Source organism: Kribbella sp. NPDC048837 (assembly GCF_055586945.1).
Genome location: NZ_JBVJHF010000001.1, coordinates 97,334 through 123,419, shown reverse-complemented (window position 1 = coordinate 123,419; position 26,086 = coordinate 97,334). Strand labels below are relative to the sequence as shown.

25 protein-coding genes are annotated in these 26,086 nt (G+C 69.3%); 12 read left to right on the top strand and 13 right to left on the bottom strand.

The genetic code is table 11. The annotated features are described in order from the left end of the window. Positions 1-83: 83 nt before the first annotated feature. Together ACZ6O0_RS00635 and ACZ6O0_RS00630 are read right to left on the bottom strand one after the other, a co-directional pair. Entirely contained in the window at positions 84-1,220 is a 1,137-nt protein-coding gene (locus tag ACZ6O0_RS00635; RefSeq protein ID WP_465762673.1) for a saccharopine dehydrogenase family protein, read from the bottom strand. After that, on the bottom strand, positions 1,217-2,110 hold the full coding sequence (locus tag ACZ6O0_RS00630) for an SDR family oxidoreductase (protein ID WP_465762672.1): 894 nt from the start codon (positions 2,108-2,110) through the stop codon (positions 1,217-1,219). Before ACZ6O0_RS00630 ends, ACZ6O0_RS00635 begins: the two co-directional genes overlap by 4 nt. A gap of 73 nt (positions 2,111-2,183) precedes the next feature. Between ACZ6O0_RS00630 and ACZ6O0_RS00625 the strand changes: the two genes are divergently transcribed. After that, positions 2,184-2,771 (top strand): TetR/AcrR family transcriptional regulator, encoded by a 588-nt coding sequence (locus tag ACZ6O0_RS00625; RefSeq protein ID WP_465762671.1) that lies wholly within the window; start codon positions 2,184-2,186, stop codon positions 2,769-2,771. Positions 2,772-2,793: 22 nt separating this feature from the next. On the opposite strand, the gene ACZ6O0_RS00620 is transcribed toward ACZ6O0_RS00625, so the two are convergent. Further along, on the bottom strand, positions 2,794-3,015 hold the full coding sequence (locus ACZ6O0_RS00620; RefSeq protein ID WP_465762670.1) for a hypothetical protein: 222 nt from the start codon (positions 3,013-3,015) through the stop codon (positions 2,794-2,796). An 86-nt stretch (positions 3,016-3,101) separates the two neighbouring features. Between ACZ6O0_RS00620 and xth the strand changes: the two genes are divergently transcribed. The 3 genes from xth to ACZ6O0_RS00605 all read left to right on the top strand — a co-directional run bounded on the left by xth (position 3,102) and on the right by ACZ6O0_RS00605 (position 7,421). Continuing rightward, positions 3,102-3,905: an exodeoxyribonuclease III gene (xth, locus tag ACZ6O0_RS00615; RefSeq protein ID WP_465762669.1), complete on the top strand. Its 804-nt coding sequence runs from the start codon at positions 3,102-3,104 to the stop codon at positions 3,903-3,905. 57 nt (positions 3,906-3,962) lie between these two features. Continuing rightward, entirely contained in the window at positions 3,963-6,047 is a 2,085-nt protein-coding gene (locus ACZ6O0_RS00610; RefSeq protein WP_465762668.1) for a S9 family peptidase, read from the top strand. Between the two features lie 414 nt (positions 6,048-6,461). Then, positions 6,462-7,421: a sigma-70 family RNA polymerase sigma factor gene (locus ACZ6O0_RS00605; protein ID WP_465762667.1), complete on the top strand. Its 960-nt coding sequence runs from the start codon at positions 6,462-6,464 to the stop codon at positions 7,419-7,421. A 69-nt stretch (positions 7,422-7,490) separates the two neighbouring features. Here the strand turns inward: ACZ6O0_RS00605 and ACZ6O0_RS00600 are convergent, their stop codons facing one another. Beyond that, positions 7,491-8,207 (bottom strand): HAD family hydrolase, encoded by a 717-nt coding sequence (locus tag ACZ6O0_RS00600; protein ID WP_465762666.1) that lies wholly within the window; start codon positions 8,205-8,207, stop codon positions 7,491-7,493. Positions 8,208-8,240: 33 nt separating this feature from the next. Next, a complete protein-coding gene (locus ACZ6O0_RS00595; protein WP_465762665.1) occupies positions 8,241-9,470 on the bottom strand; it encodes a lysostaphin resistance A-like protein in 1,230 nt (409 codons plus the stop codon). 48 nt (positions 9,471-9,518) lie between these two features. Between ACZ6O0_RS00595 and ACZ6O0_RS00590 the strand changes: the two genes are divergently transcribed. Then, complete coding sequence (locus ACZ6O0_RS00590; protein ID WP_465762664.1) at positions 9,519-10,487, top strand: Dyp-type peroxidase; 969 nt, start codon at positions 9,519-9,521, stop codon at positions 10,485-10,487. Between the two features lie 3 nt (positions 10,488-10,490). Here the strand turns inward: ACZ6O0_RS00590 and ACZ6O0_RS00585 are convergent, their stop codons facing one another. Further along, positions 10,491-11,402, bottom strand: coding sequence for a hypothetical protein (locus ACZ6O0_RS00585; RefSeq protein WP_465762663.1), 912 nt, complete (start codon positions 11,400-11,402; stop codon positions 10,491-10,493). 83 nt (positions 11,403-11,485) lie between these two features. Between ACZ6O0_RS00585 and ACZ6O0_RS00580 the strand changes: the two genes are divergently transcribed. Genes ACZ6O0_RS00580 through ACZ6O0_RS00565 form a run of 4 tightly spaced genes read left to right on the top strand, consistent with a single transcriptional unit; the run spans position 11,486 to position 15,224 of the window. Then, positions 11,486-13,060 (top strand): ATP-dependent DNA ligase, encoded by a 1,575-nt coding sequence (locus ACZ6O0_RS00580; protein ID WP_465762662.1) that lies wholly within the window; start codon positions 11,486-11,488, stop codon positions 13,058-13,060. Further along, on the top strand, positions 13,053-13,727 hold the full coding sequence (locus ACZ6O0_RS00575; RefSeq protein ID WP_465762661.1) for a class I SAM-dependent methyltransferase: 675 nt from the start codon (positions 13,053-13,055) through the stop codon (positions 13,725-13,727). Before ACZ6O0_RS00580 ends, ACZ6O0_RS00575 begins: the two co-directional genes overlap by 8 nt. Positions 13,728-13,731: 4 nt before the next feature. Continuing rightward, a complete protein-coding gene (locus ACZ6O0_RS00570; RefSeq protein WP_465762660.1) occupies positions 13,732-14,625 on the top strand; it encodes a phosphotransferase in 894 nt (297 codons plus the stop codon). Positions 14,626-14,639: 14 nt separating this feature from the next. Next, the gene (locus tag ACZ6O0_RS00565) at positions 14,640-15,224 is read left to right on the top strand and encodes an O-methyltransferase (protein WP_465762659.1); all 585 of its coding nucleotides are present in this window, start codon (positions 14,640-14,642) and stop codon (positions 15,222-15,224) included. Positions 15,225-15,232: 8 nt separating this feature from the next. Here ACZ6O0_RS00565 and ACZ6O0_RS00560 read toward each other — a convergent pair whose 3' ends face one another. Next, the gene (locus tag ACZ6O0_RS00560) at positions 15,233-15,622 is read right to left on the bottom strand and encodes a VOC family protein (protein WP_465762658.1); all 390 of its coding nucleotides are present in this window, start codon (positions 15,620-15,622) and stop codon (positions 15,233-15,235) included. Positions 15,623-15,780: 158 nt separating this feature from the next. Between ACZ6O0_RS00560 and ACZ6O0_RS00555 the strand changes: the two genes are divergently transcribed. Next, complete coding sequence (locus tag ACZ6O0_RS00555; RefSeq protein WP_465762657.1) at positions 15,781-16,650, top strand: helix-turn-helix domain-containing protein; 870 nt, start codon at positions 15,781-15,783, stop codon at positions 16,648-16,650. Between the two features lie 131 nt (positions 16,651-16,781). Here ACZ6O0_RS00555 and ctaD read toward each other — a convergent pair whose 3' ends face one another. From ctaD to ACZ6O0_RS00540, 3 genes are all read right to left on the bottom strand, one after another. After that, positions 16,782-18,479, bottom strand: a complete 1,698-nt coding sequence (gene ctaD, locus ACZ6O0_RS00550; protein WP_465762656.1) for an aa3-type cytochrome oxidase subunit I — start codon at positions 18,477-18,479, stop codon at positions 16,782-16,784. Positions 18,480-18,568: 89 nt separating this feature from the next. After that, on the bottom strand, positions 18,569-19,372 hold the full coding sequence (locus ACZ6O0_RS00545) for an LLM class flavin-dependent oxidoreductase (protein WP_465762655.1): 804 nt from the start codon (positions 19,370-19,372) through the stop codon (positions 18,569-18,571). Then, positions 19,369-20,184 (bottom strand): alpha/beta fold hydrolase, encoded by an 816-nt coding sequence (locus tag ACZ6O0_RS00540; RefSeq protein WP_465762654.1) that lies wholly within the window; start codon positions 20,182-20,184, stop codon positions 19,369-19,371. The genes ACZ6O0_RS00545 and ACZ6O0_RS00540 overlap by 4 nt, the downstream gene beginning before the upstream one ends. A 95-nt stretch (positions 20,185-20,279) precedes the next feature. On the opposite strand from ACZ6O0_RS00540, the gene ACZ6O0_RS00535 reads away from it, so the two are divergent. Next, positions 20,280-21,158 (top strand): LysR family transcriptional regulator, encoded by an 879-nt coding sequence (locus ACZ6O0_RS00535; protein ID WP_465762653.1) that lies wholly within the window; start codon positions 20,280-20,282, stop codon positions 21,156-21,158. Here ACZ6O0_RS00535 and ACZ6O0_RS00530 read toward each other — a convergent pair. Further along, on the bottom strand, positions 21,151-23,169 hold the full coding sequence (locus tag ACZ6O0_RS00530) for a DUF1906 domain-containing protein (protein ID WP_465762652.1): 2,019 nt from the start codon (positions 23,167-23,169) through the stop codon (positions 21,151-21,153). The genes ACZ6O0_RS00535 and ACZ6O0_RS00530 overlap by 8 nt on opposite strands. Positions 23,170-23,308: 139 nt before the next feature. After that, positions 23,309-24,142, bottom strand: coding sequence for a TIGR02569 family protein (locus tag ACZ6O0_RS00525; protein ID WP_465762651.1), 834 nt, complete (start codon positions 24,140-24,142; stop codon positions 23,309-23,311). Positions 24,143-24,299: 157 nt separating this feature from the next. On the opposite strand from ACZ6O0_RS00525, the gene lexA reads away from it, so the two are divergent. Next, entirely contained in the window at positions 24,300-24,953 is a 654-nt protein-coding gene (gene lexA, locus ACZ6O0_RS00520) for a transcriptional repressor LexA (protein ID WP_465762650.1), read from the top strand. Here lexA and ACZ6O0_RS00515 read toward each other — a convergent pair. Next, entirely contained in the window at positions 24,913-26,073 is a 1,161-nt protein-coding gene (locus ACZ6O0_RS00515) for an acyltransferase family protein (RefSeq protein WP_465762649.1), read from the bottom strand. The genes lexA and ACZ6O0_RS00515 overlap by 41 nt on opposite strands. Positions 26,074-26,086 lie beyond the last annotated feature (13 nt).

Genomic DNA, 26,086 nt, shown 5'->3' with positions numbered 1-26,086 from the left:
CAGTGGCCACCCCTGACCACTTTCACCGGACAGGCGCGTCTGGATCGCCGTACTTGTGGAACGCGATCCGGACTCCGTCGGGACTAGTAGTCGTCCGTGCTGAGGGTCGCAAAGGTCATCCCTGCCTTCACGAGACGCTCGCGCAGCGCCGGGCCCATGGCCGCGGCCGTGGTGGTCTGGCCGGCCGTGACCGGGAGATCGTCGCGCGAGAGGCAGAGCGCACTCTCCGCGAGCATCTTCGCGGTCTCGTCGTACCCGGGATCGCCGCCGGCGACCTCGGTGATCACCTGCTTGCCGCCACCGCGGCCGACGAAGCGGACGTTGAACCAGGACCGCGCGCGGCGCTCCGGGCTCGGACCGTCGCCCGGCTTCAGCCTGCTGAGCAAGGCGTTCCGCAGCGGCGGCACCTGAGCGGCGGCGACCAGGAGCCCGACGGCTCCGATGCCTCCGGCGACCATTGGGAGACGTCTGACCGCCGCGTAGTGCGAGTAGCGGAAGTCGGGACCGTAGGCGTCGAGCAGCCGGCTCGAGTAGCCGACGATCTGCGGGTCGATCGTCGGCAACGGGACCGCCCAGAAGCCCTGCTGGCGGTGCAGCCTGCCCGGCACCGCCCCGGCCTTGCGGTCCTCGGGACGCGGCTCGGCGCGGCGGCGGGCGCGGTGGGCGTCGAGGTTCTGCTTCGGCCGGGAGAACGCGGTGATCGCGGTGTGGAACGTGCCGCCCGAGGGCCGGCCGCCGGCACGGAGCAGACCGTCGACGCGGATCGGGACCCGCTCCGGCAACTGCTCGACCGTGTACTGGACGCCGAGGTCGTACGGGATCGAGTCGAAGCCGCACGCGTGCACGATCCGGGCGCCGGTCTCGACAGCGCGCTCGTGGTAGCGGACGTACATCCGGTCGACGAACTCGGACTCGCCGGTGAGGTCGAGGTAGTCCGTCCCCGCGTCGGCACACGCCGCCACGAGCGGTTCGCCGTACTGGATGTAGGGCCCGACCGTGGTCGCCACGACCTTCGTCGACTCGGCCAGCGCCTGGAGCGACTTCGGGTCGGTGACGTCCGCGATCAGGACGTCCTTGCCGAAGACCTCCAGCTTCTGTTGGTTACGTCCGGCAACGGCCCACTTCAGGTCGGCCGGGGCGTGCTTCGCGAGATACTCCGCGGTCAGGGCTCCGGTGAACCCGCTCGCGCCGAGCAGGACGACGTCGTACTCGCGGCTCACTTGTTCGCAGCCTTCGCCGTGTCGGCCCGGCCACCGGCCCCCGAGGCGCGGGACGACTCGGCCGCGCCCCGGGCCTGGATGTCAGCGAGCGCGGCCCGATCCGCCTTCGGGACGCTGAAGCGAGAGCCCAGCTCGATCACATGCGGCAGCACCCAGCGGAACACCTTCATCGCCCCGATCCATCCGGGCACGTGGACGGTCCGTGAGCGCTTCCGGATGCCGGCAACGAACTTGTCCACGGCGAAGTCGAGCGGGTACACCTTGCTCGCCAGCGGAATGCCGGTGCGTACCTTGCCGAACACCGGGTGGTCGTCCACTCCGCGCACCATGTCGGTGTCGACGAAGGTCATGTGCGCGACACCGACCCGGACGCCGAGGTGCTTCAGCTCGGGCCGCAGCGTGTCGCCCATCGCCTCCACGCCGGCCTTGGCCACGTTGTACGACGCGAGCCCGGGCATGTGCACGATCGCCGCGAGCGACGAGACCAGGAGCAGGTAGCCCTTGCTCTCGAGCAGGTACGGCAGGGTGAGGTGGACCGTGCGCCAGACGCCGTACAGATCGACATCGAGGACGCGCTCCCAGACCTTCGGGTCCATGCTCCGGCTGAAGCCCGGCGCCGCGATCCCGGCGTTCGCCATCACCACGTCGATCCGGCCGTACCGCTCGGCTACCGCCTCGACCGCGGTCCGCAGCGACTCGGTGTCGGTGACATCGGCCTCCCACCAGCCGGCGTCCGGGCCACAGTCCTCCGCGACCTTCTTCAGCTCGTCCGGCTCCAGACCGACCAGGGCCAGCTTGGCGCCCTCGCTTGCCAGCTTCCGGGCCACCGCGGCGCCGATCCCCCGGGACGCACCGGTGATGAGGACGACTTGACCGGCCAACGGACGCATCTGGACCTCCAACTTGTTGAGTGGATACTCAACAGTAAGTGCTTATTGACCGAATACTCAATAGACTGGCCCGATGACCCAGACCTCCTCCGCCCGGCTGCGCCCCGACGAACGGCGCGCGCAGATCCTCGGCGCGGCACGGCGGGTCCTGCTCGCCGACCCGCACCGCGAGCTCACGGTCGAGCTGGTCGCCGCCGAGGCCGGCGTCTCCCCTGCCCTGCTCTTCCACTACTTCGGCTCGAAGAAGAAGTTCCAGTACGCCGTGATCGAGGAGGCCGCCGCGGAGGTCATCCTGCGAACGGCGCCCGACCCGTCGCTCCCCCCGGACGAACGACTCCGGTCCGGCATCCGCGCGTTCGTCCGTGCGGTTCTGGAAGCGCCGCAGCTCTACCGGGCCACTCTGCTGATGTCGGCCGCCGGCGATCCCGCCGTACGCGCGTTGCACTCCGAGATCCGCCAGGTCTTCAGCCGGTGGGTGATCAGCGCGGTCGCCGAGCGCGGGATCGAGATCACGCCGACCGTCGAGCTCGCGTGTCACGGCTGGCAGGGGTACGTCGAGCAGACGCTGATGACGTGGATCGACGAGCCGTCGATCTCCGCCGAGGCGCTGGAGCACCTGTGCGAGCAGTCCCTCGACGCGATCCTCTCGACGACTGATTGAGCGACGTCGACTGAGTGAGCGGCTACGGCCGGCTGAGCGACGACGGCCGGCTGAGCGCGGCCAGGATCTGCAGGGTGCTCGCTGTCAGCCGCTCGGTCTCCGCCGCGCCGAGGGCGGTCTCCAGCTCGGCATCGATACCGGTCAGCACGGCCCTGCATCGCGTCCTGGCAGCGGCCGACGCGACGGGCGACGTACGTACTGCGTTGTTGCCGCAAGCCAGGGCGCTCTCGATGACCACCGGCATCTTCGCCCTCCTCTGGGCCGTCGTCGTGGTGCTGATGGTCGTGCGTCCCGGGTCGACCACGGGAGTCTGAACGGTAGGGTTCTCGAGTGCTGACGGTTGCCACGGTGAACGTGAATGGGATCAGGGCCGCGTTCCGGCGCGGGATGGGGCCGTGGCTGGAGCAGACCGATCCGGACCTGTTGCTGATGCAGGAGGTCCGTGCGACGGACGACGTACTGCGGGAGCACCTCGGCGGGGACTGGAACATCGCGCACGCCGAGCCGTCGATCGACGGGCACAAGGGGCGCGCGGGTGTCGCGGTGGCGAGCCGGCGGCCGATCAAGGACGAGCGCGGCGAGATCGGGCCGGAGCGGTTCGCCGGGTGCGGACGGTGGGTCGAGGCGGACGTCGTACTGGACGACGGGACGACGCTGACAGCGGTGAGCACGTATGTGTTCACGGGCGAGTTCGAGACGCCGCCGCGGCAGGAGGAGAAGTACGCGTTCCTCGACGCGATCACCGCCCGGCTCACCGAGCTGCGCGCGGACGGGCGGCATGTGCTGATGTGCGGCGACCTCAACATCGCCCACCGCGAGGTCGACCTGAAGGCCTGGAAGGCGAACCGCAAGAAGAGCGGCTTCCTCCCCGAGGAACGCGCCTGGATGGATCGTTTGTTCGAGTCCGGCTGGGTCGACCTCGGCCGCCACCTCGGCGGCGAAGGCCCCGGCCCGTACTCCTGGTGGTCCTGGCGCGGCAAGGCCTTCGACAACGACGCCGGCTGGCGCATCGACTACCAGATCGCCTCCCCCACCCTCGCCACCACAGCCACCACCTGCACCGTCCACCGAGCCCCCACCTACGCCGAACGCTGGAGCGACCACGCCCCGGTCGTCGCGACGTACGAGGTGTGATCCGGGGCCTGTGGAAACCGGCCGACGCGGCCGGGCGCGGGCGGGTAGTCTCGCGGCATGTCCGAGTTGAAGTCTTTTGGTGAGCCGCCGGTTGCGGCGCGGAAGCCGGTGGAGCGTCGTCATCACGGTGACGTGTTCGTCGACGAGTACGAGTGGTTGCGGGACAAGACCGACGACGAGGTGCTGGGGTACCTGCGGGCCGAGAACGCCTACACCGAGGTCCGCACCGCGCAGCTGGAATCGTTGCGTGAGGCAATCTTCAAGGAGATCTCGGACCGCACGCTGCAGACCGACCTGAGCGTGCCGGCCCGGCGCGGCGGGTACTGGTACTACTCGCGCACGATCGAGGGGAAGCAGTACGGCCTGCACTGCCGGGTGAAGGTGGACGGCGACCAGCCGCCCGCGACCGACGGCGAGATCGCCGGCGAAGAGGTGATGCTGGACGGGAACGAGGTGGCCGGCGACTCCGAGTTCTTCTCGCTCGGCACCGTCGACGTCTCCCCCGACGGCCGCCTGCTCGCCTACTCCGTCGACCTCAAGGGCGACGAGCGGTTCACCCTGCGGATCAAGGATCTGAGCACCGGCGAGCTGCTGCCGGACGAGCTGCCCGAGGTGCACTACGGCTCGGCCTGGTCCGCCGACGGCTCGACGATCTTCTACACCAAGGTCGACGACGCCTGGCGCCCGCACCAGGTCTGGCGGCACGTGCTCGGCGCGTCCGACGACGTGCTGGTGATGGAGGAGCCGGACGAGCGGTTCTGGGTCGGCGTCGACCTGACCCGCAACGAGCAGGCGATCCAGATCGCCCTCGGCAGCAAGCTCACCAGCGAGGTCTGGCTGCTCGACGCCAACGACCCGGCGGGACAGCCGGTCGTGGTCGCCGCACGCCGTGAGGGCGTCGAGTACGACGTCGAGCACGCCGGCGACCGGCTCCTGATCACGCACAACGCCGACGCGGAGAACTTCTCGCTGGCCTCCGCGCCGCTGGACTCGCCCGGCGACTGGACCACGCTGATCCAGGGCGACGAGTCGAGCCGGCTGCTCGGCACCGACGCGTTCGCCGACCACGTCATCCTGTACCGCCGCCGCGACGCGCTCACCGAGCTCGCGATCATGCGCCGTACACCGGATGGCTTCGGCGACCCCGAGGTGCTCGAGTTCGACGAGCCGATCTACACCGTCTCCCCCGGTCGCAACGACGAGTGGCACGACACCCGGTACCGCTTCGGCTACACGTCGCTGGTCACCCCGGGTTCGACGTACGACGTGGATGTCGCGACCGGGGAGCGACGGCTGCTCAAGCAGCAGCCGGTGCTCGGCGGGGTGGACCTCGGCGCGTACAGGCAGTACCGGGAGTGGGCGACCGCGCCGGACGGGACCAAGGTGCCGATCTCGATGGTCGCGCGCAAGGATGTCGCGAAGGACGGGAACGCGCCGGTCGTGCTCTACGGGTACGGCTCGTACGAGAGCTCGATGGATCCGTGGTTCTCGATCCCGCGGTTGTCGCTGCTCGATCGCGGCGTGGTGTTCGCGATCGCGCATGTGCGCGGCGGAGGCGAGCTCGGCCGGCACTGGTACGACAACGGCAAGACGCTGACCAAGCGGAACACGTTCACCGACTTCATCGCCGGCGCCGAGCACCTGGTCGCGGCGGGCTGGACCCGGCCGGAGCGGATCGTCGCGCAGGGCGGCAGCGCCGGCGGTCTGCTGATGGGCGCGGTGGCGAACCTGGCGCCGAAGGCGTTCGGCGGGATCCTCGCGGAGGTCCCGTTCGTCGACCCGCTGACGACGATCCTGGACCCGTCCCTGCCGCTGACGGTGATCGAGTGGGAGGAATGGGGCAATCCGCTCGAGGACCCCGCGGTGTACGAGTACATGAAGTCCTACTCGCCGTACGAGAATGTCAGCGCGCAGGACTATCCGCGCATCCTGGCGATCACCAGCCTGAACGACACCCGGGTGTTGTTCGTGGAGCCCGCCAAGTGGGTGGCGAAACTCCGGACGACCGCCACCGGTGACGTCGACGTGCTGCTGAAAACGGAAATGGACGCAGGTCACGGCGGCCGCAGCGGCCGGTACGACGCGTGGCGCGAGCTGGCGTTCGCACTGGCCTGGGAGCTCGACACCCTCGGCCTGGCCTGACGTCGCGGCGACGCCGCCGGTGCCTGCCGGTTCACGCTCGTTTCGGGCGGGAACACGGCGGGTACCGGCGGCGTTGCTGTCAGCTGGAGACAGAACGCATTCCGAGTGCCCGATCAGGTGTGTCGTGCAACACATTCAGCGCCCCGAAGGGTGCTGGATCTGGACAGATTCTCAGGTTTCCCCGCCGGTGTGCCGCTGGACAACGGCGCCGAATTCCCTTGATTGTCACGGGAAAACGGTGCCGGCCGGTCAAAGGCGTCCGGGCAGCGGTTCCGGCCGGCTCCCGGACACCGGTTTCCGGCGCGGATCGCTGCCAGGAACTCTCAGGGAACGTTCAGGGTGTTTACACACTCGTCCTGGAATCTTGAACCGTACTCGAGCGTTGCTCTCCATGTAACGACGAAGGGAGTTTCGGTGGCTCGCATGACTCGGGTCCGCACCGCGGACGACGGTATCGACGGCAAGGACAGCGTCGGTCTCTACCTCGAAGAGATCGCGCGTACGCCCCTGCTCACCGCTGAGGAAGAAGTCGAGCTCGCTGAGACGGTCGAGGCAGGTCTCCTCGCGGAGCAACTGCTGGCCGAGGGGCGGGTTGGACGGAAGAAGGGTGGCGCGCCCAAATATGCGACGGAGGACGAGCTGGAGTGGCTGGTCGAAGAGGGCCAGCGCGCACAGCAGCGGTTCGTGACCGCGAACCTCCGGTTGGTGGTGTCGATCGCACGCCGCTACGGACGATCCCAGATGCCGCTGCTGGACCTGGTCCAGGAGGGCAACACGGGGCTGATCCGGGCGGTGGAGAAGTTCGACTACCGCAAGGGATTCAAGTTCTCGACGTACGCGACCTGGTGGGTGCGGCAGGCCATCACCCGCGGTATCGCGCAGCAGGCCCGGGTGGTCCGGCTGCCGGTGCACGTGGTGGAGCAGCTGAACCAGATCGGGTCGGCGCGGCGGACGCTGGAGCGCAAGCTCGGGCGGGAGCCGGAGATCGACGAGATCGCGGCGGAGCTGGACCTGGACGTGGAGCGGGTCACCGAACTGATCCGGATCGGCCGGGACCACATCAGCCTGGACAACCCGATCGACGACGAGGGTGAGACCTCGCTGGGCGACCTGATCGCGGCCGAGACCGCGCCGGGCCCGGACCAGCTGGTCGCCGACGCGTCGGACCGCTCGGGCCTGTTCAGCCTGGTCGACCAGCTCGACCCGCGGTCGGCGGACGTGATCCGGCGCCGCTACGGCCTGCACGACGGCCGCCAGGCGAAGCTCGCCGACATCGGCGCGGTCCACGGCATCTCCGCCGAGCGGGTCCGCCAGATCGAACGCGAGGCGCTCGGCCGGCTCCGACTGCTGGCAGACCCGACCCTGGCAGCCTGACCCACCACCCGAAACCCCTCGAGGAACCCCCGGCCACCACGCCGGGGGTTCTTCCGTCTCTGAGGCACGTCAGGCTGCCGCCTCGTTCCAGGTGTCGATCAGGGGCGGGAGGTCGGAGAGGCGCTGGACCGTGACGTCCGGCGTGCCCTCGGAGTGGCCGATCTGCTCCCCGGGAATCGCGCTGTGCGGGACGTGCGCCGTACGCATGCCGACGTTCTGGGCGCCCCACACGTCGTCGAAGAGCCGGTCGCCGACGAACAGGCACTGCGACGGCTCCGAGACCCCGACCGCTCGCATCGCCGCGAGGAACGCCTCCGGGTGGGGCTTCGTGTACGGGATCTCGCTGGTGTAGACGGCGCCGTCGAGTAGGTCGAGTACGCCGTCGCGCGCGAAGATGTCCTCGTGCCGCCGGCGCGGCCAGATCGTGTTCGACAGGACGCCGATCTTCAAGCCCTGGGCCCGGAGGGCGTGCAGGGTGTCGAGTGCGTCCGGCTCGAGCACGGTGTGCGGGTCCCACTGCCGCTCGTACTCCGCGAGGGCAGCCTGGGTCATCACCGCGTCCGCCAGCAGGCACACCTCCTCGAAGGTGCTGCTCAGGTGCTCGTCGCGGCAGCGAGCCCAGACCGAGCCCTCCGCGGTGACGAGCCGGGTCGCCAACTCGTCCGCGCGGGTCTCGTCGATCAACGCCGCCACCGGTCGCCAAGCGGCGTACAGGTCGATGTCGTGCCAGGTTGCCAGCGTGCCGCCCCAGTCGAACAGGACGGCTTCGATCTTCGCGTTCGTCACGGCGAACACCCTGCCAGTCGCCCCCGACAGATTTCAGCTGACCTGCGCGACCTGCTGACGCCGGGCCAGCCAGACCACGGCCGCCGCGTAGAACACCAGGCACGGGATGTCCGAGACCAGCAGCGTCCACGGCGCGCCGCCCTGCTCGTCCCAGCCGTCCAGCCGCCCGGTTGCCGCTGGCAACAAGAACGCGAACAGGTTGTTCATCGCGTGCAGCGCGATCCCCGCCTCCAGTCCCCCGGTCCGTACCGTCAGCCAACCGAGCATGACCGCGAACAGGAAGATGTCGGCCATCGCCCAGCCGGTGTACCCGTGCGCGGACACGAACGCCACGGCGCCGATCACGATCCCGGGCCACGGCGACCGGAACACCGTCCGGATCCACTGCCGGGGACCGTCCTTCTGGTCCGGCCCGTAGGCACCGACCGCCTGGAGCAGCCAGCCGCGGAACATGAACTCCTCCGCCGCGGACTGGAACGGCACCAGCAAGATGATCACCAGCGCAGGTACGACGAACGCCCCGAAGCCGACCCACGATCCGCCGTCGTCGGTCGCCCCCGTGTCCGCGGTGGGGAAGATCGCGTCGACCAGCACACTGAGGCCGTAGGACAGCGCGATGTACCCGAGGCCGGGCAGGCAGCACATCAGCAACCAGCGCCAGCGGATCCGGTTCAGGACGGACGCGACGCTCCAGAACGGCCGGCGCTGGACCAGCCAGGCCGTGAACGCCACGAACGGCGTCAGCACACCGAGCATCACCAGCGTGACCGCGAGGTTCTCGGTGGCGCTCGGGAAGAGGTCGTTGCCCTGCGGTTGGGTGAACTCGCCGGTGATCAGGCCGTGGACGATCTCCCACACGACCGCGACCCCCGCGGTGATGAACAGGATGCCGGCGCCGAGGAACAGGGTGCCGGCGATCGGGCGCCACCACGCGTGCTTCGCGGTGCGGGCGAGGCGGTGGTACGGCGTACCCGGTGGGGCCGGGATGGTCCGGGGCTCGCGGTAGGCGAACTGCCCGGGGTACTGCGGCGCGCCCCACTGCTGCGGATACGGACCCGGCGGCGGGTAGGTGCCGGGCGGAGGGTAGGTCCCCGGTGGCGGGTAGGGGCCCGGCGGTGGGTACGCGGGTGGTTGCGGGTAGGCGGTCGGCGGCGGGTAGCCGCCGGGTGGCGGGCCTTGGGGGTGGGCCGGGGGCGGTGGGTACTGCCCCGGCTGCGAGTATGGGCCCGGTTGCGAGGGCGGCCCGGGTTGTTGCGGGTCCATGACTGGACTCTAGAAGATCGGGCCAAGCTTCAGTGGAGGGAGACCACGGTGGTAACTGATCCGACACCAGGGCCGGCCGCGGCGACGCGGGCGCTGCCGCAGTCGGTGCTGATGCCGTTGACGGGTTCGGCGATCTTTCTGATCGTCCGGATCGAGCCGGGCGGCGAGGAGGCGGCCCGCGATCTGCTCGACCGGATCAGCGGTCTGATCAGATCGGTCGGTTTCCGCGTCCCGGCCGGGAACCTGTCCTGCGTCACCAGCATCGGGTCGGACGCGTGGGACCGGCTGTTCAGCGGACCGCGCCCGGCCGAGCTGCACCCGTTCGTCGAGCTCCAGGGCGCGACCCACCGGGCGGTGTCCACTCCCGGCGACCTGCTCTTCCACATCCGCGCCGCGCACCTGGACCAGTGCTTCGAGCTCGCCGGCCAGATCATGAACGTCCTCGACGGCGCCGCCACGGTCGTCGACGAGGTGCACGGCTTCAAGTACTTCGAGATGCGCGACCTGCTCGGCTTCGTCGACGGCACCGAGAACCCGGCCGGCGTCACGGCCCGGAACGCCGTGCTGATCGGCGACGAGGACCCGGACTTCACGGGCGGCAGCTATGTGATCGTGCAGAAGTACCTGCACGACCTGAAGGCGTGGAACGAGCTCACCGTCGAGCAGCAGGAGCAGGCGGTCGGCCGGACGAAGCTCGACGACATCGAGATGGCCGACGACGTCAAGCCGGGCAACGCCCACATCGCGCTGAACGTGATCGAGGACGAGGACGGCAACGAGCTGAAGATCCTGCGCGACAACATGCCGTTCGGCACCATCGGGTCGCAGGAGTTCGGCACCTACTTCATCGGGTACGCCAAGACGCCGTCGGTGACGGAGCTGATGCTGCGCCGGATGTTCATCGGCGAGCCCGAGGGCAACCACGACCGCCTGCTCGACTTCTCCACCGCGGTCACCGGCACCCTGTTCTTCACCCCGTCGGCCGACTTCCTCGACGACCTCCCGCCGGCCCCCTGACGCTCACTCGCCGTTCAGTGGCGGGCCGGCCCAGGAAACGGCGGTCCAGCGGAAGTAGACCGGGTCGTCGAAGGTCGTCGGGACCTTGCCCAGGCTGTTGATGACCGTCGACGTGCCGTTCGCGTGACCGACGGCGTACAGGTATCCCGACTTCGTGTCCTTGTCGATGCCGAGCAGGAGTACGCCGTATTGCCCGCAGCGTTCGGCAACGAGTTGCTCGAAGCCCTGCCAGGTCCTGGTGCGGACCTGCTTGACGATCGGCTTCATCGGCGAGGCGATCGGGATCCGGATCGTGTACAGCGCGCCCCCGCGGGTGTTCGCCAGGAAGGTGTCGTACGTGCGGGTCTGGCTGATCAGCGTCATGGTTTTGACCGCGCTGAAGCCCGGGTACGAGCCGTCCGTCTTCCAGCCGTCTCGCCAGCGGAACAGCGTGCCGTCGTTCCGCAGACCGTAGTAGTGGGTGTGCGCCACCGAACCGGGGTGCGCGCCCTCGTCGTAGTCGGACTCCTCGAAGTACGTGAACTTGTCCCAGCCGCCGCCGATCCGGGTGAAGTGGACGTCCAGATCGGTGGTCGCGCCGGTTCGGTAGCTCGCCTCGTACATCGTCGAGCCGAGCACGACCTCGCCGTAGTGCGCCCAGTCCTGCGGGACCTCCGGCTCGATCGTCCAGGTGCTGTGCAACCGCGTCACTCCGGGCGCGAACCGGTCCGCCGCCTCGACTCGCTTCGCCGAGGCCGTCGGCGGGTTCGTCGCGACGATGCCTTGGGACTGGTGGTCACCGCCGGCGTTCAGCGACCCCAGACTCAGCTCGCAGGCGGCCGCAGCGCCGGCCGAGCCGGTGGGTTGGGCGGCTGCGGGTAGCGGCGCCAGCAGACCGGTGACCAGAAGTGCCGCCGCGGCAGTACGTCGGGGCATCGTTTCCCTCCTCGGTGAGCGCTCTCCTGCTTGCTCGATGCGGCTCCGGCGGGGAAAGTTGCGGGTCCGAAAGTGTCGGTGGGATGGGTGAGACTGGGGTCATGTTGCTCACCGAGGTGGTCCGGACGTCGGCCGCGCTGGCCGGGACCCGGTCCCGGCTGAAGAAGGCCGAGTTCATCGCCGACTTGTTGTCGAAGGCCACCGAGCCGGCCGAGACCGAGATCGTGGTGACGTACCTGTCCGGTGAGCTGCGGCAGCGCCGGACCGGGGTCGGCTGGCGGACGTTGATGGACGCGCCGGAGCCCGCGTCCGAGCCGTCGCTGACGGTCGAAGAGGTCGACCGGGCGTTCGCGGAGCTGGCGGAGATGGGCGGCGCGGGCGTGCAGGCGCGGCGGCGGACGGCGGTCGACGCGTTGTTCGGGCGGGCGACCGCCGACGAGCAGCACTTCCTGCGGCAGCTCGTGGGTGGTGAGCTGCGGCAGGGAGCGCTCGACGGGGTGATGGCCGACGCGGTCGCGCGGGCGACCGGGATCCCGTTGCCCAAGATCCGGGCGGCGACGATGCTGCGGGGCGCGGCGGCTCCGGTGGCGGTCGCCGTACTGACCGAGGGTGAGGCGGGGCTCGCGCAGTTCGGGCTGGAGGTCGGGCGCGGGGTGCAGCCGATGCTCGCCCAGTCCGCGACCAGCGTGGCCGAGGCGCTGACCAAGACGGGTACGCCGGCCGCCCTCGAGTGGAAGCTGGACGGGATCCGGATCCAGGTGCACCGGGACGGCTCCGACGTGGTCGTCTACACGCGGACTCTGGACGACATCACCACGCGGGTTCCTGAGGTGGTGAGTGCCGTGCTGTCGCTGGATGCTCGCCAGGTGGTGCTCGACGGTGAGCTGATCGCGCTGCGGCCGGACGGGCGGCCCGAGGCGTTCCAGGTGACGGGGTCGCGGACGGCGACACGCGCGGCGACCGGTCCGGAGTCGGTGCCGTTGACGCCGTACTTCTTCGACATCCTGCATCAGGACGGCCAGGACCTCCTCGGGCTCGACGGGGCCGCGCGGCATGAGTGGCTGTCGAAGCTGGTGCCGGAGGAGCGGCGGATCCCACGACTGGTGACCGACGATGCCGATGCCGGTCACACATTCTTCCTGGATGCGGTGAAGCGGGGCCACGAAGGCGTGATGGTGAAGTCGTTGACCGTGCCGTACGAGGCCGGTCGGCGTGGTTCCGGGTGGGTGAAGGTCAAGCAGACGCACACACTCGACCTGCTCGTTCTCGCGGCCGAGTGGGGGCACGGGCGCCGGACCGGGTGGCTGTCCAACCTGCACCTCGGAGCGCGGGACGAGGAGACCGGCGAGTTCGTCATGCTCGGGAAGACGTTCAAGGGGCTGACGGACGAGTTGCTCCGGTGGCAGACCGAGCGCTTCCAGGAGCTCGCCGTACGACGGGACGACTGGACCGTCTATCTGAAGCCGGAGGTGGTGGTCGAGATCGCGTTCGACGGCGTGCAGACCTCGCCGCGGTATCCGGCCGGGATGGCGCTGCGGTTCGCCCGGGTCCTGCGGTATCGCGACGATAAATCACCTGACGACGTTGATACGGTGCAAACCGTGCGGGAGATCCACTCGGGACCCGGCGGCGAGCAGGAGGATGAAGCGGATGGCTGAGGACCCCGATGTCGTGTCGCGGCGGATCGCCCGGGAGTCGCTGGACCGCGACGACCCGACCGGCTGGTTCGAGGACCTCTACTCCGCCGCTTCGGAAGGTGCCGCGGTCGTGCCGTGGGACCGGGGTACGGCGCACCCGCTGCTGATCGAGTGGATCGACGAAGCGCAGCCCGACGGGGCGGACAAGACCGCGCTGGTCGTCGGCGCCGGGACGGGCTGGGACGCCGAGCGGATCGCTGACCGCGGGTACGACACGACCGCCTTCGACATCTCCCCCACCGCGGTCGAGACCGCGCGCCGGAACCACCCGGACTCGAAGGCCCACTACCTGACCGCCGACCTGCTCGCGCCGCCGGGCGAGTGGCACCGCGCATTCGACCTGGTCGTCGAGATCTACACCGTCCAGGCGCTCCCGATCCCGCTGCAGCCCTCCGCGATCCACCAGGTCAGCGAGCTGGTCGCCCCCGGCGGCACCCTGCTCGTGATCGCCGCCGCCCGCCCGGACGACCAGCCGGACGCCGCTACCGAAGGCCCACCCTGGCCGCTCACCCGCGCTGCCATCGACGCGTTCACGACGCCCGACCTCCGCCTCATCCAGCTCACCCAGTCCCCCAGCCCTCAAGATCCCACCATCCTCCGCTGGCGCGCCGAGTATCTCCGCGACTAGCTACATGTCTGCTGATCCCGCCAGCGATGGCTCCGATGGTTGGGCGCGGGCTGAGCGGCTCGATGCGGGCCGGGTTCTGGGTCAGCTCGAGGAGCAGACCGGCGTACAGCTGATCTTCGAGCGGCCGTGTCCTGGTGGTGAGGTCGGGGCTGCTTTTGTCCGGTGGCCTTCGGGGCGGCGGTCGGTTCTCAAGTGGCGGCCCTCCACCCGGCTGGCCGCGATGGAGGCCGGTCCGCTCGCGGTCACCGAAGCCGCTCGTCTCGCCGGCCTTCCCGCGCCGGCGACCGAGCTCGCCGTCCAACTCGGCCCGGCGGTCGCCACCGTCCAGGAACTGTTGCCCGGAGCACCTATCCGGGAGCTCGACGACCATGGTGTGACGCAGGCGCTGACGTTCAATCAGCTGCAGGAAGGTCTGTTGGCCGACCGTCCGGACATCCCCGAGCTCGACCTGTACCTCGACACCGACGGTCCGGGCTTCTGTCTGCACGGTCCGCTCCGCGCGCACAACCGCCGGACCGCCCGGCTCGCAGCCTGGGTCGCCGCCGTCGCGGCCGCCAACCCCGGCCCACTCCGTGGCCTTGACGCGGTCCACACCGACTTCCACCCCGGCAACCTCCTCGCGGTCGACGGCATCATCACCGGCGTCATCGACTGGGACGGTGCCGGCCGGGGCGACCGCCGGTTCGACCTCGTCACCTTGCGCTTCGGCGTACACCCGGGCCAGCCCGACCGGCGGGTGGTCGAGCGGCTGGACGCCGTACTCGACGAGATCCCGGCCGACGTACTGCGTCCCTTCTGGGCACACATGAGCCTTCGCCAGGTGGACTGGGCGATCCGCCACCACACGGCCGCCGACGTCACGAGGTGGTTGGATCTTGCCGAGCGGAGAATCGACTAGACCTGGGGGCGATCGTGGAGTTGCCGGCGTTGGTGGTGCGCGCGCAGGAGGCGGCGGCTGAGGTCGGGATGCCGCTCAGCCGGCAGGGCAATGGTCCGTCGGCCTGCCTGCCGGGCGTCGGGCGGTTCCTGGCCGTGCTGGCTGCGGGGTGTGTGGGCGGGACGATCGGTGAATTGGGTACTGGCGTCGGCGTCGGGGCGGCGTGGATGGCCGGGGCGATGCCGGCCGACTGCCGGCTGATCACGGTCGAACTCGATGAACGGCGGGCCGCGGCGGCTCGTGAGGTCCTGGCGGGCGATCCGCGGGTCGAGGTGGTGTGCGGTGATGCGTACCCGGTGTTGTCGGGGCGAGCGCCGTACGATCTGCTCTTCGCGGACGGCGGGAAGGTCGATCCCGGCGTACTCGTGGATCTGCTGCGGATCGGCGGGCGGCTGGTCATGGACGATGTGACGCCGGTGAAGGTGCTGCCGGTCGATTCGCCGTACCGGACCGACGATCCGAAGCGACAGTTCTTCTCCGGCGACGCGAGGCTGGTCTCGACCGAGGTCGTCCTCCCGGACCTGCAGAACTCCCTCCTGGTCGGCACCCGCGTGCGCTGACTCCCTGGTCAGGGGCGGCGGCCCGCGAGGATGCAGAACTCGTTGCCCTCGGGATCGGCGAGGGTGACCCAGCTTTCCTCGCCGGTCTGGCCGACGTCGGCGTGCCGGGCGCCCAGGTCGAGGACGCGACGGACCTCCTCGTCCTGCTCCCGGTCGGTGGCGTTGAGGTCGAGGTGGAGCCTGTTCTTGATGGTCTTCCCCTCGGGTACGCGCGCGAAGGTCAACGTCGGCGGCACCGGGCCGAGGCGCTTCTTGCCTTCGGGCACCAGCGGGGAGCCGATGGTAATGACTCCCTCCTCGTCGTCCTGCACCACGTAGTCGAGGACCGCACACCAGAACCGGGCGAGAGCGACGGGATCGGCGCAGTCGATCGCAAGCTCGGTGAACTTACTGGCCACCTCGGGACCTCCCAGTCGGGTAGCGGATCCGCCACGGCACACGCTAGTCGCAGTGCGTGACAGCGCTGTCCAGAGGGCGCCAACTCTCCGCCGCGGGGCCGGATCTCTCTGTTCGAACGGATGGGAACATATGTTCGATAATCATGTAGACTGGGCGCATGGCGGGGCAGGGCGTGGTGGGGCCGACGGCGTTGCGGATGATGCTGGGCAGTCATCTGCGGCGGTTGCGCGAGCGCGCCGGGGTCAGCCGGACCGACGCCGGGTGGGCGATCCGGGCGTCGGAGTCGAAGATCAGCCGGCTGGAGCTCGGCCGGGTCGGTTTCAAGGAACGCGACGTCGAGGACCTGCTCAGTCTGTACGGCGTGACCGAGGCGCGGGAGCGGGACCGGCTGCTGCAACTGGCCCGCGAGGCGAACGATCCCGGCTGGTGGCATCGGTACGGTGATGTCACGCCGGACTGGTTCGATGCCTATCTCGGGCTCGAGGCGGCGGCGGAGCTGATCCGGACCTACGAGATCCAGTTCGTGCCGGGGCTGCTGCAGACGGCCGACTACGCGCGGGCGGTGGCGCGGCTGACACCGGGGAACGAGCGGGCCGACGATCAGGTGGAGCGCATCGTCGCTCTCCGCACCAGGCGGCAGAAGGTGCTCGACCGCGAGCCACCCCTCAAGCTGTGGGCCGTGATCGAGGAGTCCGTCCTGCACCGCCCGATCGGCGGGCCTGAGGTGCTCCGCAACCAACTGGACGCCCTCCGAGAGGCGGTCACCCGCCCCAACATCACCGTGCAGATCATCCCGCTGACCAGCTCAGGCCACGCCGCCACCGGCGGAGCCTTCACCCTCCTCCGCTTCCACCAGCGCGACCTCCCCGACGTCGTCTACCTGGAACACCTCACCAGCGCCCTCTACCTGGACAAACGCGACGACGTAGAGACCTACACCCAAGCCCTGGACCTCCTGTCCACCACCAGCCCCCCACCCGACCAAACCGCCGCGCTCCTCACCACCCTCCGCAACCAACTCCCCTGATCCACCCGCTGCCGGCGCAAGCGCAGGTTTCGTGGCAGGTGACCGGGTCGCGGGGCGTCCCGCGTGACGTGGCTTGGGCGTGGTGGAGCGCCTGCCGTCGTCAGCTCCCCCGAACCCGCCTGCTCGTGGGGCTATTCGTCGGGCGTGAGGAGGTTTTGGGCTGGGGTGGTGGCGGTCAGTTCTTGGTGGTGGTAGTCGAAGGCGGGGCTGTCGGAGCGGATTCTGGGGAGCTGGTTGAAGTTGTGCCGTGGGGGTGGGCAACTGGTGGCCCATTCCAGCGAGCGGCCCCAGCCCCACGGGTCGTCGACCTCTACTCGGGGGTTCTTGCGGGACTTGTAGACGTTGTAGAGGAACGGGAGGGTGGAGATGCCGAGGACGAAGGAGCCGATGCTGGAGAACTGGTGCAGGGCCGTGAAGCCGTCGTTGAAGCTGTAGTCGGCGTACCGGCGGGGCATGCCTTCGACGCCGAGCCAGTGCTGCACCAGGAACGTGGTGTGGAAGCCGACGAACAGCAACCAGAAGTGCAGCTTCCCCAACCGCTCGTCGAGCATCCGCCCGGTCATCTTCGGCCACCAGAAATAGAACCCGGCGAACATCGCGAACACCACGGTCCCGAAGACCACGTAATGGAAGTGCGCGACCACGAAATAGGTGTCGGACAGCTGGTAGTCCAGCGCCGGCGAGGCCAGGATGATCCCGGTCAGACCGCCGAAGAGGAACGTCACCAGGAAGCCGAGCGACCAGATCATCGGGGTCTCGAACGAGATCGAGCCGCCCCAGATCGTGCCGATCCAGTTGAAGAACTTCACCCCGGTCGGCACCGCGATCAGGAACGTCATGAACGAGAAGAACGCCAGGTTCACCGCGCCGGTCACGAACATGTGGTGCGCCCAGACCGCGATCGACAGCAGCCCGATCCCCAGCGTCGCGGCGACCAGACCGATGTAGCCGAAGACCGGCTTGCGGCTGAACACCGGCAGGATCTCGGTGATGATGCCGAAGAACGGCAGCGCGATGATGTACACCTCGGGATGCCCGAAGAACCAGAACAGGTGTTGCCACAAGATCGGGCCGCCGTTGGCGGCGTCGAAGACGTGCGCCCCTAGCAATCGGTCGGCTTCCAGCATCAGCAGCGCGCCGGCCAGGATCGGGAACGCGATCAGCACCAGGATCGACGTGACCAGGATGTTCCAGCAGAAGATCGGCATCCGGAACATCGTCATCCCCGGCGCCCGCATCGTGATGATCGTCGTCACGAAGTTCACGCCACCGAGGATCGTGCCCAGACCGGCCATCCACAGACCCATCACCCACAGATCGCTGCCGATCCCGGGTGAGCGCTCTCCGTTCGAGAGCGGCGAGTACGCCGTCCAGCCGAAGTCGGCCGCACCGCCCGGGGTGAAGAACGCTCCCAGCGTGATCAGCCCGCCGAACAGGAACAGCCAGTAACTGAACATGTTCAGCCGCGGGAACGCCACGTCCGGAGCACCGATCTGCACCGGCATGATCACGTTCGCGAACCCCACGAACAGCGGCGTCGCGAACAGCAGCAGCATGATCGTGCCGTGCATGGTGAAGAGCTGGTTGTAGACCTCTTCGTTCACGATCTGCATACCGGGCTCGATCAGCTCGGCGCGGATGACCATTGCCATCACGCCGGCGATCAGGAAGAACACGAACGACGTCACCAGGTAGAGCTGCCCGATCACCTTGTGGTCGGTCGTCGACAGCAATCGCCCGATCACCTGCCCGAGCGGCCGCCGGACCGGCCCGACGACTACCGGACCGGTGCGTTCAGATATCCCGGTTCGCTCGCTGACACTGGCCATGCGCCCTCCCGTGGACAGATCCCGCGTGCGGCGGTCTCCACATCCCTTCGATTAGACACCCGCCCGCGCCCCCACAACACCCTTGACGCTCACCCGGCGGGTCCTGCCGCGATCACCGCCTGGACGTCGGCCAGCCGCAGACCCGCCGGATCGAAGTCGGTCAGGCACCAGGTGGCCCCGGCCGCGGCGTACGGCCGTACGTCGGTCGACGGCTCCACCGCGACCGCGATGTCGAACTCCGTCAGCGGCCCCCGGAGACCCTCGAGTACGGCGACAACCTCCGCCAACTGATCCGCCGACGCCAGGTTCACCGGGAAGAACCCGTCGTAGCCAACCGCCCGGCGCATCGGCTTCCGGTTGCCGGGGAAGCCGGCCACCCAGATCGGGATCCGCCCGGACGCCGGCCGCGGCAGGAACCGGACCGAGTCGACCGTGTAGTGCCTGCCCCGATGCGAGACCGTCTCACCGCTCCACCCGGCCGTCAGGATCTGCAAGGACTCGTCGAGCTGCTCGGCCCGGACGCGATCGTCAACCTCCTCCCCGGTCCGGGAGAACTCCCCCGCGAACCGGTCACTCCCGAGTCCGACGCCGAGGGTCAGCCGCCCACCGGACAGCAGGTCGAGTGTCGTTGCCTCACGCATCAGCTTGACGGGGCGCCGGCGAGCGACGGGAGTGACCATCGGCCCGATCCGCAGCCGGTCGGTCGCCGCGGCCATTGCAGCCATCGTGATCCACGGATCGGCGACGGCCTCGACCGGCTCTCGCCACCACAACTGGTCCCAGACGAACATCCCGTCCCACCCGGCCTCCTCCGCGGCGGCCGCCAGGCGCGCCACCGTCAGCGGATCCGCCAGTTCGTCGAACAGGGGCACCCACACCGCCGAGCGCATCATCGGCTCTGATCAGCGACGGCGTCGACGAAGTCGTCCCACAACTCGGGCGGAATCCCGTGCCCCGCACCCTGGACGACGACCAGGCGACCATCGGGCACGGCCGCGCGGATCGCCTCGCCATGCGGCAACGGGAACACCGGATCCGCCGAGCCGTGCACCACCAGCACCGGCATCGACAAGTCACCGAACCCGCCGTTCACCGGGCCGTTGAACGTCATCGCGTAGTGGTTCGTCAGCGAAGCCTGGTAGTCCCGAGCCCGGGCCATGTCCTGTCGCACCAGGTCACGCGCCGCCGCCTCATCGAAGTACCCGGCCGCCTCCGCCTCGATCGACCGTACGACGTACTCCTCGACCGCGACCGGATCCGCGAAGTCCGGCTCCGCGACGTGCGCCACCGACGACGGTGGCAGCCCGTCGGCGCCCGTACTCGTGGACACGAACGTCAGCGACGCGACCCGCGACGGGTAGTCCACGCCGAGCACGAGCCCCGTGCCGCCGGACATCGACTGCGCCACCACGTGCGCACGATCAATACCCAAGGCATCCAAGAGCCCCACCGCGTCAGCCGCCAGGTCCCGCATCGAGTACGGCGGCTCCCCCACCGGGTACGACGTCGACCGCCCGGTGTCGCGTTGGTCGTAGCGGATGACGTACCGGCCACGACCGGCCAGCCGCTTGCACAGCTCGGGCGACCACCACAGCATCGAGGCCGAGCCCCCGTGAATCAGCAGCACGGCCGGGTCGGCGGGATCGCCGAACGTCTCGGCGCAGATCTCGACTCCGTTGACCGGGTAAAGCTTTTCGGTAGTCATGCCTCGACCGTAGAGGGATCCAGGCATCACGAAAAGCGATGGTTTCTGATGATTTCGATCGCCACCGGCGATAGCAGGGCGTTAGCCTGGCGAACATGTACGAGCTGCGTCATCTCGCCACCCTGGTCGCCGTCGCCGACGAAGGGTCGTTCGGCCGCGCGGCGACCAGGCTCGGCTACGCCCAGTCGAGCGTCAGCCAGCAGATCGCCGTCCTCGAGAAGGCAGCCGGAGGCGCGGTGTTCGATCGGCCGGGCGGCCCGAAGCCGGTCCGCATCACGCCGCTGGGCGCCGTCCTGCTGGACCACGGCCGCGAACTCCTCCGCCGGGCCGGCGCGATGTCGGACGCGGTGGAGCGCTTCCGCGCCGGCGACGGGCGGGTCGACATCGGCACGTTCCAGACCGTCTCGAACGTGCTGCTGCCGACCGTGATCCGCGAGCTGCACGAGGCCCATCCCGGCTGCGAGATCAGGCTCTTCGAGGAGGAGACCGACGTACCGGACCTGACCGGTCTCGACCTGATGTTCTTCGACGGCCGCGGCGACAGCGGCGTCGACCACCTCAAACTGCTCGACGACGCCCACGTCCTGGTCGCCCGGCCGGGCGACTTCCCGCCCGGGCCGGTGGCGCCGAAGCAACTCGACCGGCTGCCCATCGTCGCGCACCCGGCGATCTGCGATCAGGCCAACGTCGAGCGGTTCCTCGCCGAGCGCGGCATCCGGCCGGAGTTCGTGTTCCGGACGGCGGGCAACGAGGCCCTGCTCGCGATGGTGCGAGCGGGCCTCGCCCCGGCCGTCATGCCGCTGCTCGCCATCTACCCGCACGACGAGGGCCTCGAGTTGCACGAGTTCGAGCCGGCGCTGCCCGCCAGGGAGATCTTCCTGCTCTGGCAGGCCGGCCGCACACACTCACCGCTGGCGGCGCACGCGATCGAGATCGCGAAGAGAGTGGCGGCCGACCTGGACCAGCTCAGCTGACCGTCAGGACCTTCGACGCCGTCTGCGTCCCCTGGTGGTCCGCGTCAGCCAGCCACACGACCCGGTAGGTGTAGGTCCCGCGGGCGGTCGGCTTGATGCTGAACGCGTACTTGCCGTTCGTCGTGAGCTTCCCGGTCGTCACCGCGACCCACGTCGTCCCCGACCGGCGCTGGAGGTAGGCCGTCGTACCGGCGTGCGCCGGGTTGAGGTAGCCGTACAGCAGCGTGGACGCGCCCAGCTTGATAGCGGCCGGAGTCAGGTACGCCGACATCGCCGGGTGCACCTCGACCAGCGTGGCCGGACTCCGCGTCCCCAGCAGCCCGACGGCGCCGTTGTAGCCCCACATGTAGTACGTCGAGACGGCCGGCTTCTGCACCGACGTGACGACACCGTTCGCGTCCGAGGTCAACTGCGCGGCCGTCGTCCACTTCGTCGCGTTCTTCGCCTTCGAGTACAGCACCACCGGAACGCCACTCAGCCTGGTCGCGTCGTTGAGCCGCGTGACGACCGACGTCAGCGTGACCGACCCCGTGTACATGATCGAGGCCGCGCCGGCCGCGATCGTCGTCTTCGTGCCGATCAGTCGTACGTCGACCCCTGGCCCGATCTTGCCCGTGCTGTTCTTGACCCAGACGCGGTACGCGTAGCTCCCCGAGTTCGCCAGGCCGGTCAGCGCGAACGAACTCGCCGTACCGCTGTAGATCGCCGTACCGGCGGTCGGCAGCTGCGGCGCGGTCGAACCGGACGCGCCGCGGATGATGATCTGGCCGAGCGTGGTGTTGGCAGGGTTGCTCCACTGCAACGTCGCGACCGTGACACCACCCGTCACCCGGAGACTGGTCACCGGTGGCGGCGGCGCCGTCAGGTTCAGGTAGTCCCGGTCGATCGACATCGTCACGCCGCCGTGCGTCTCCGACGTGTTGGCGAACTGGTGCACCCGCTGGTGGTTGCTCCAGTACGTCGCCGGAATGTCCGGGCTGGTCCCCACCGGAATCGTCGAGTTCCAGCGCGCGAACCACAGGTTGTCCGGCCGCGTGTACGCCGTACTCGTGTAGACGCTCACCAGATCCCGAGTACCCGACGGATCGACGTACGCACCGCCGAGGTAACCGCGTGAGTTCAGCTCCTGCGTCCAGCCGCTCAGGTAGGACAGGACGGCGGCCTTGCATGCGGCTGTCGAGGTGTACGTCTCGATGTCGCTGTAGATCGCGCTCCGCTGGGCGAACCCGAGCGCCTGCGCGGCGGCGACCGCGTTGATCGCGGCGTTCCGGCCTTGCGTCAGCGCGGTCGACGCGACCGATGACATCCGGTTCTTGTAGGTCGTGCAGGGCGCCTGCAGACCGACGTCGATCAGGAGGAACTGCCAGCCCTTGCTCGCGTTCGCCGCGACCCAATCGGCGGTCAGGTTGGTCTGGGCACACGCGCGCGAGCCGCCACTGATGTAGATGCCCACCCCTTGGTAGGACGGCCGCCAAGCGTCCATCGACGCCTGCGTCGGCGCCGAGCACGTGTCGAACCCGTAGCCAGCGAAGTTGCCGGTAGCAACTACCGACGGCGTGACCGCGGCCGCCTGGGCGACCCGGGCGGACTGCGACTTCGAAACGACCCGGCCAGTCGCCAGTACGGCGTTGGCCGTCTGCTCGGAATCCGCTGCGTAGTAGGCGGTCGCCAGTACGCCGGCATCCGTGATCGCGCGACGCAGCAGGCCGTCGGTGGACGGCTCCGCGGTGGTCAACGGCTCGAGAACGAGGCCCGAACTCCGGCCGACGAGATGCGCCGGGCAGTCGGCCTGCGCCGTACTGCGGCCGAGGTACACGGCCGCGCGGTCGAACCGGACACAGGCGGTCGGGTCGGTGGACAGATCGATGACCGGCCAGCTGGCCGGAACGGTGACTTCGTAGCCGTGGTACGAGACGGTCTGTGTCTCGTCGGCGGCCGCCGGGCCGGTGGTGACCAGTCCGGCGACGAGTCCGAGGGCAAGTGCCAGTGCCCCAGGTTTGAACAGCCTCACAATGCTCCTCACTTCCAGACGGACGGCGTGATCCGGCGGAAAGTGATGGCCCCCAGACCCAACCCTTAGTCCCTCGAGTCAAAGCCAGCGCCGACCCTCTTGTCGAAGAGCCTGCGGCACTCGCCTCGATGCCGAGATGCTATCGACGCAGGTCAGCCCCTTGACGAGCGGGGCCGACGTACGAGAGCGCTATCTCGATGACGGGTTCGTAGATCCTGCGACGGTCCGGCGTCCAGGCGTCCGGGCCGCCGACGAGATCGTCGGTGGTGATCCGGTAGATCAAGGCGCGCACCAGCATCTGGCCCCACTCGGGCAGCTCCGACCATCGCGCGGCCAGCTCGGGCTTGGCGTCGTACCAGCAGAGGGCGTCGGCGACCGCGACGGCCGACGCCCACGCGGGTGGCCGCCAGTACACGGGCCAGTCGATGATCGCCGGCGGCAGCCCGTCGGCGAACATCACATTCCCCGGCAGATCGCCGTGCACCACCTGCGACGCCAGATCGACCGGCCGGCGAGCCTCCACCAGCCGCGATACCAGCTCCTCGTACGCCGGGCTCCCACCGACCGGCTCCTCTTCCCACGCGACCCGATCACCGTGCGACCAAGCGTCATCACGCACGTCGAGAAACTCCGGCCGCGGCAGCCCGGCGACTGCCGCGTGGAACGCAGCCCCAGCCGTCAGTACGTCGTCCTGCCGCCCGACATCCGTCGCTCCGGCCAGCAACTGCGACGCCTCCCAGCCGTGGGCGATCCACTCGCCGTCCCGGCTTCGCACCGGCCTCGCCACCCGGAACTCGGTAGATTCCGGCAGCGCCTCCAGGACCTCGGCGCGCCACACGCTCTCCGCCGCCAGGCCTGCCCGTTTCAGCACCACCGCACCGGAGCGCCAAGTCTCCCCCTGCCCGCCTGGCAGGAGAACGACCGGGTCAGACAGCCCGAAGGCCTTCAGGACAGCTTCCGGGGGAGCGCTCACCCGGCCGATCGTAGGCGCGCTCACGGCACCCCGGCCAAGCAATTAGCTGCGGCTCTGCCTACCACTCCCCCGAAGTCATGGGTGTTGCAGCAACTTGCCGCCGGCCGGACGCGGGTCGCGTGCGGGTCCGCGGGGCCGGGCGCTCTAGGATTTCGCGGTGACTGATCTCGATCTGTTCGGCGACCTCGACACCGGCGCGCTCCCGGAGCGGCAGCAGCGGATCCTGGTGGTGATCCGCGACTGGGTGACGAGGTACGGGTATCCCCCGAGCAGCCGGCAGATCGGTGACGCCGTCGGTCTGCGGTCCTCGTCGTCGGTGTCGAAGCACCTGGCCAGCCTGGAGGACAAGGGTTTCCTCCGGCGCAGCCCGTCGGTGTCGCGGCCGATCGACGTCCGGATGTTCCTCCAGGAGTCGACGACCCGGGACTCCAGCGAGGACTCGGTGCCGGTGCCCGTGGTCGGTGACATCGCGGCCGGTACGCCGATCGCCGCGGTCGAGCACGTGGACGACGTACTGCAGCTCCCGCGCGGGCTGACCGGGCGCGGGACCGTGTTCGGCCTGCGGGTGCGGGGCGAGTCGATGATCGACGCGGCGATCTGCGACGGCGACATCGTTGTGGTCCGGCAGCAGTCCGAGGCCCACTCGGGTCAGATCGTCGCCGCGATGATCGACGAGGAGGCGACGGTCAAGGTGTACCGGCGGCGCAACGGGCACGTGTACCTCGAGCCGCGGAACCCGGCGTACGACGTGATCGACGGCGACAATGCGGTCATCCTCGGGGTTGTGGTGTCGGTGCTGCGGAGCGTTTGACGCCGAGGAGCGTCGACACCCCGGGCAGGTTCGACAACAGCAACGCGAGGCCGGCCGACAGCACGAAGGCGGCCGGCAGCAGGACGGCGTACTTCGTCCACAGGCCGGCGTCCCAGCCGACGACGAAGTACGCGATCGCCAGGATGATCGGCTGGTGCACGATGAAGTACGGCATCGCGGCACGGGCGAGCGGCACGGGCAGTGGCCGGTTGAACGCCGCCAGCCGCATACCGCCGCCGAGGACCGCCACCAGCCAGCCCCAGACGGCGAAGGTGATCAGCGGCGAGTACCAGAGGTAGGCCCACGAGTAGCCCGGATCCGGCCACCAGCCGTCGAGGAAGTCGATGATCCCGGTGCCCACGCCGAGGAGGAAGGCGCCGATCCCGAGCACGAGCCCCGGGACGGCGTCTCGCCGTACGGCGGTCATCAGTCGCGCGTCCGACATCACCAGGAAGCCGACCACGAAGAAGTCGAAGAAGAAGACGAACTCGCCCCACCCGTGATCCGGACCGGGCGCGGCGAGCAGCAGCAGATGCACCGGTACGAGCGGAACCGCGAGCAGCAGGATCGACCCACGCCGTTCGCACCGCCGCGCGATCCAGTCCGCCGGCCGGCCGCGCAACCAGAGGAACAACGGCAGACCCAGTACGGCGAACTGCACCAGGTAGACGAGGAACCACAGGTGATACGTGTCGCGCAGCCACAGCGGCGCATGGCCACCGAGATCACTGAAGAACGTCTTCGCGTCCTCGAGGAACGACCCGCTGGACGTGCCCTTGTGGCGCTCCTCGATGAAGTACTGCAGTGGTGAGAGAAGCACATACGCGACGACGAACGGCACCAGGAGCCGAAGGCCTCGCTCCCGCAGGAAGCCGCCAGCGGTCCGCCAGCGAAGGGCGAGCCAGGCACCGGCGCCGGACAGCAGGAAGAAGAAGGCCAGGCCCCACAGTCCGAGGAAGGCGATCGCGATCGAGATGCCCTCGCTGCGGTCCGCGTTCTTCACATGCCAGTCGGCCTCGTCGAACGGGCGCAGCGAGTGGAACACGAACACCCCGAAGACCGCCAGCACGCGTAACCAGTCGAGAAACCACAGCCGTTCGCCCCGCCCCGGACCACTCATGGCTCAAGGATGA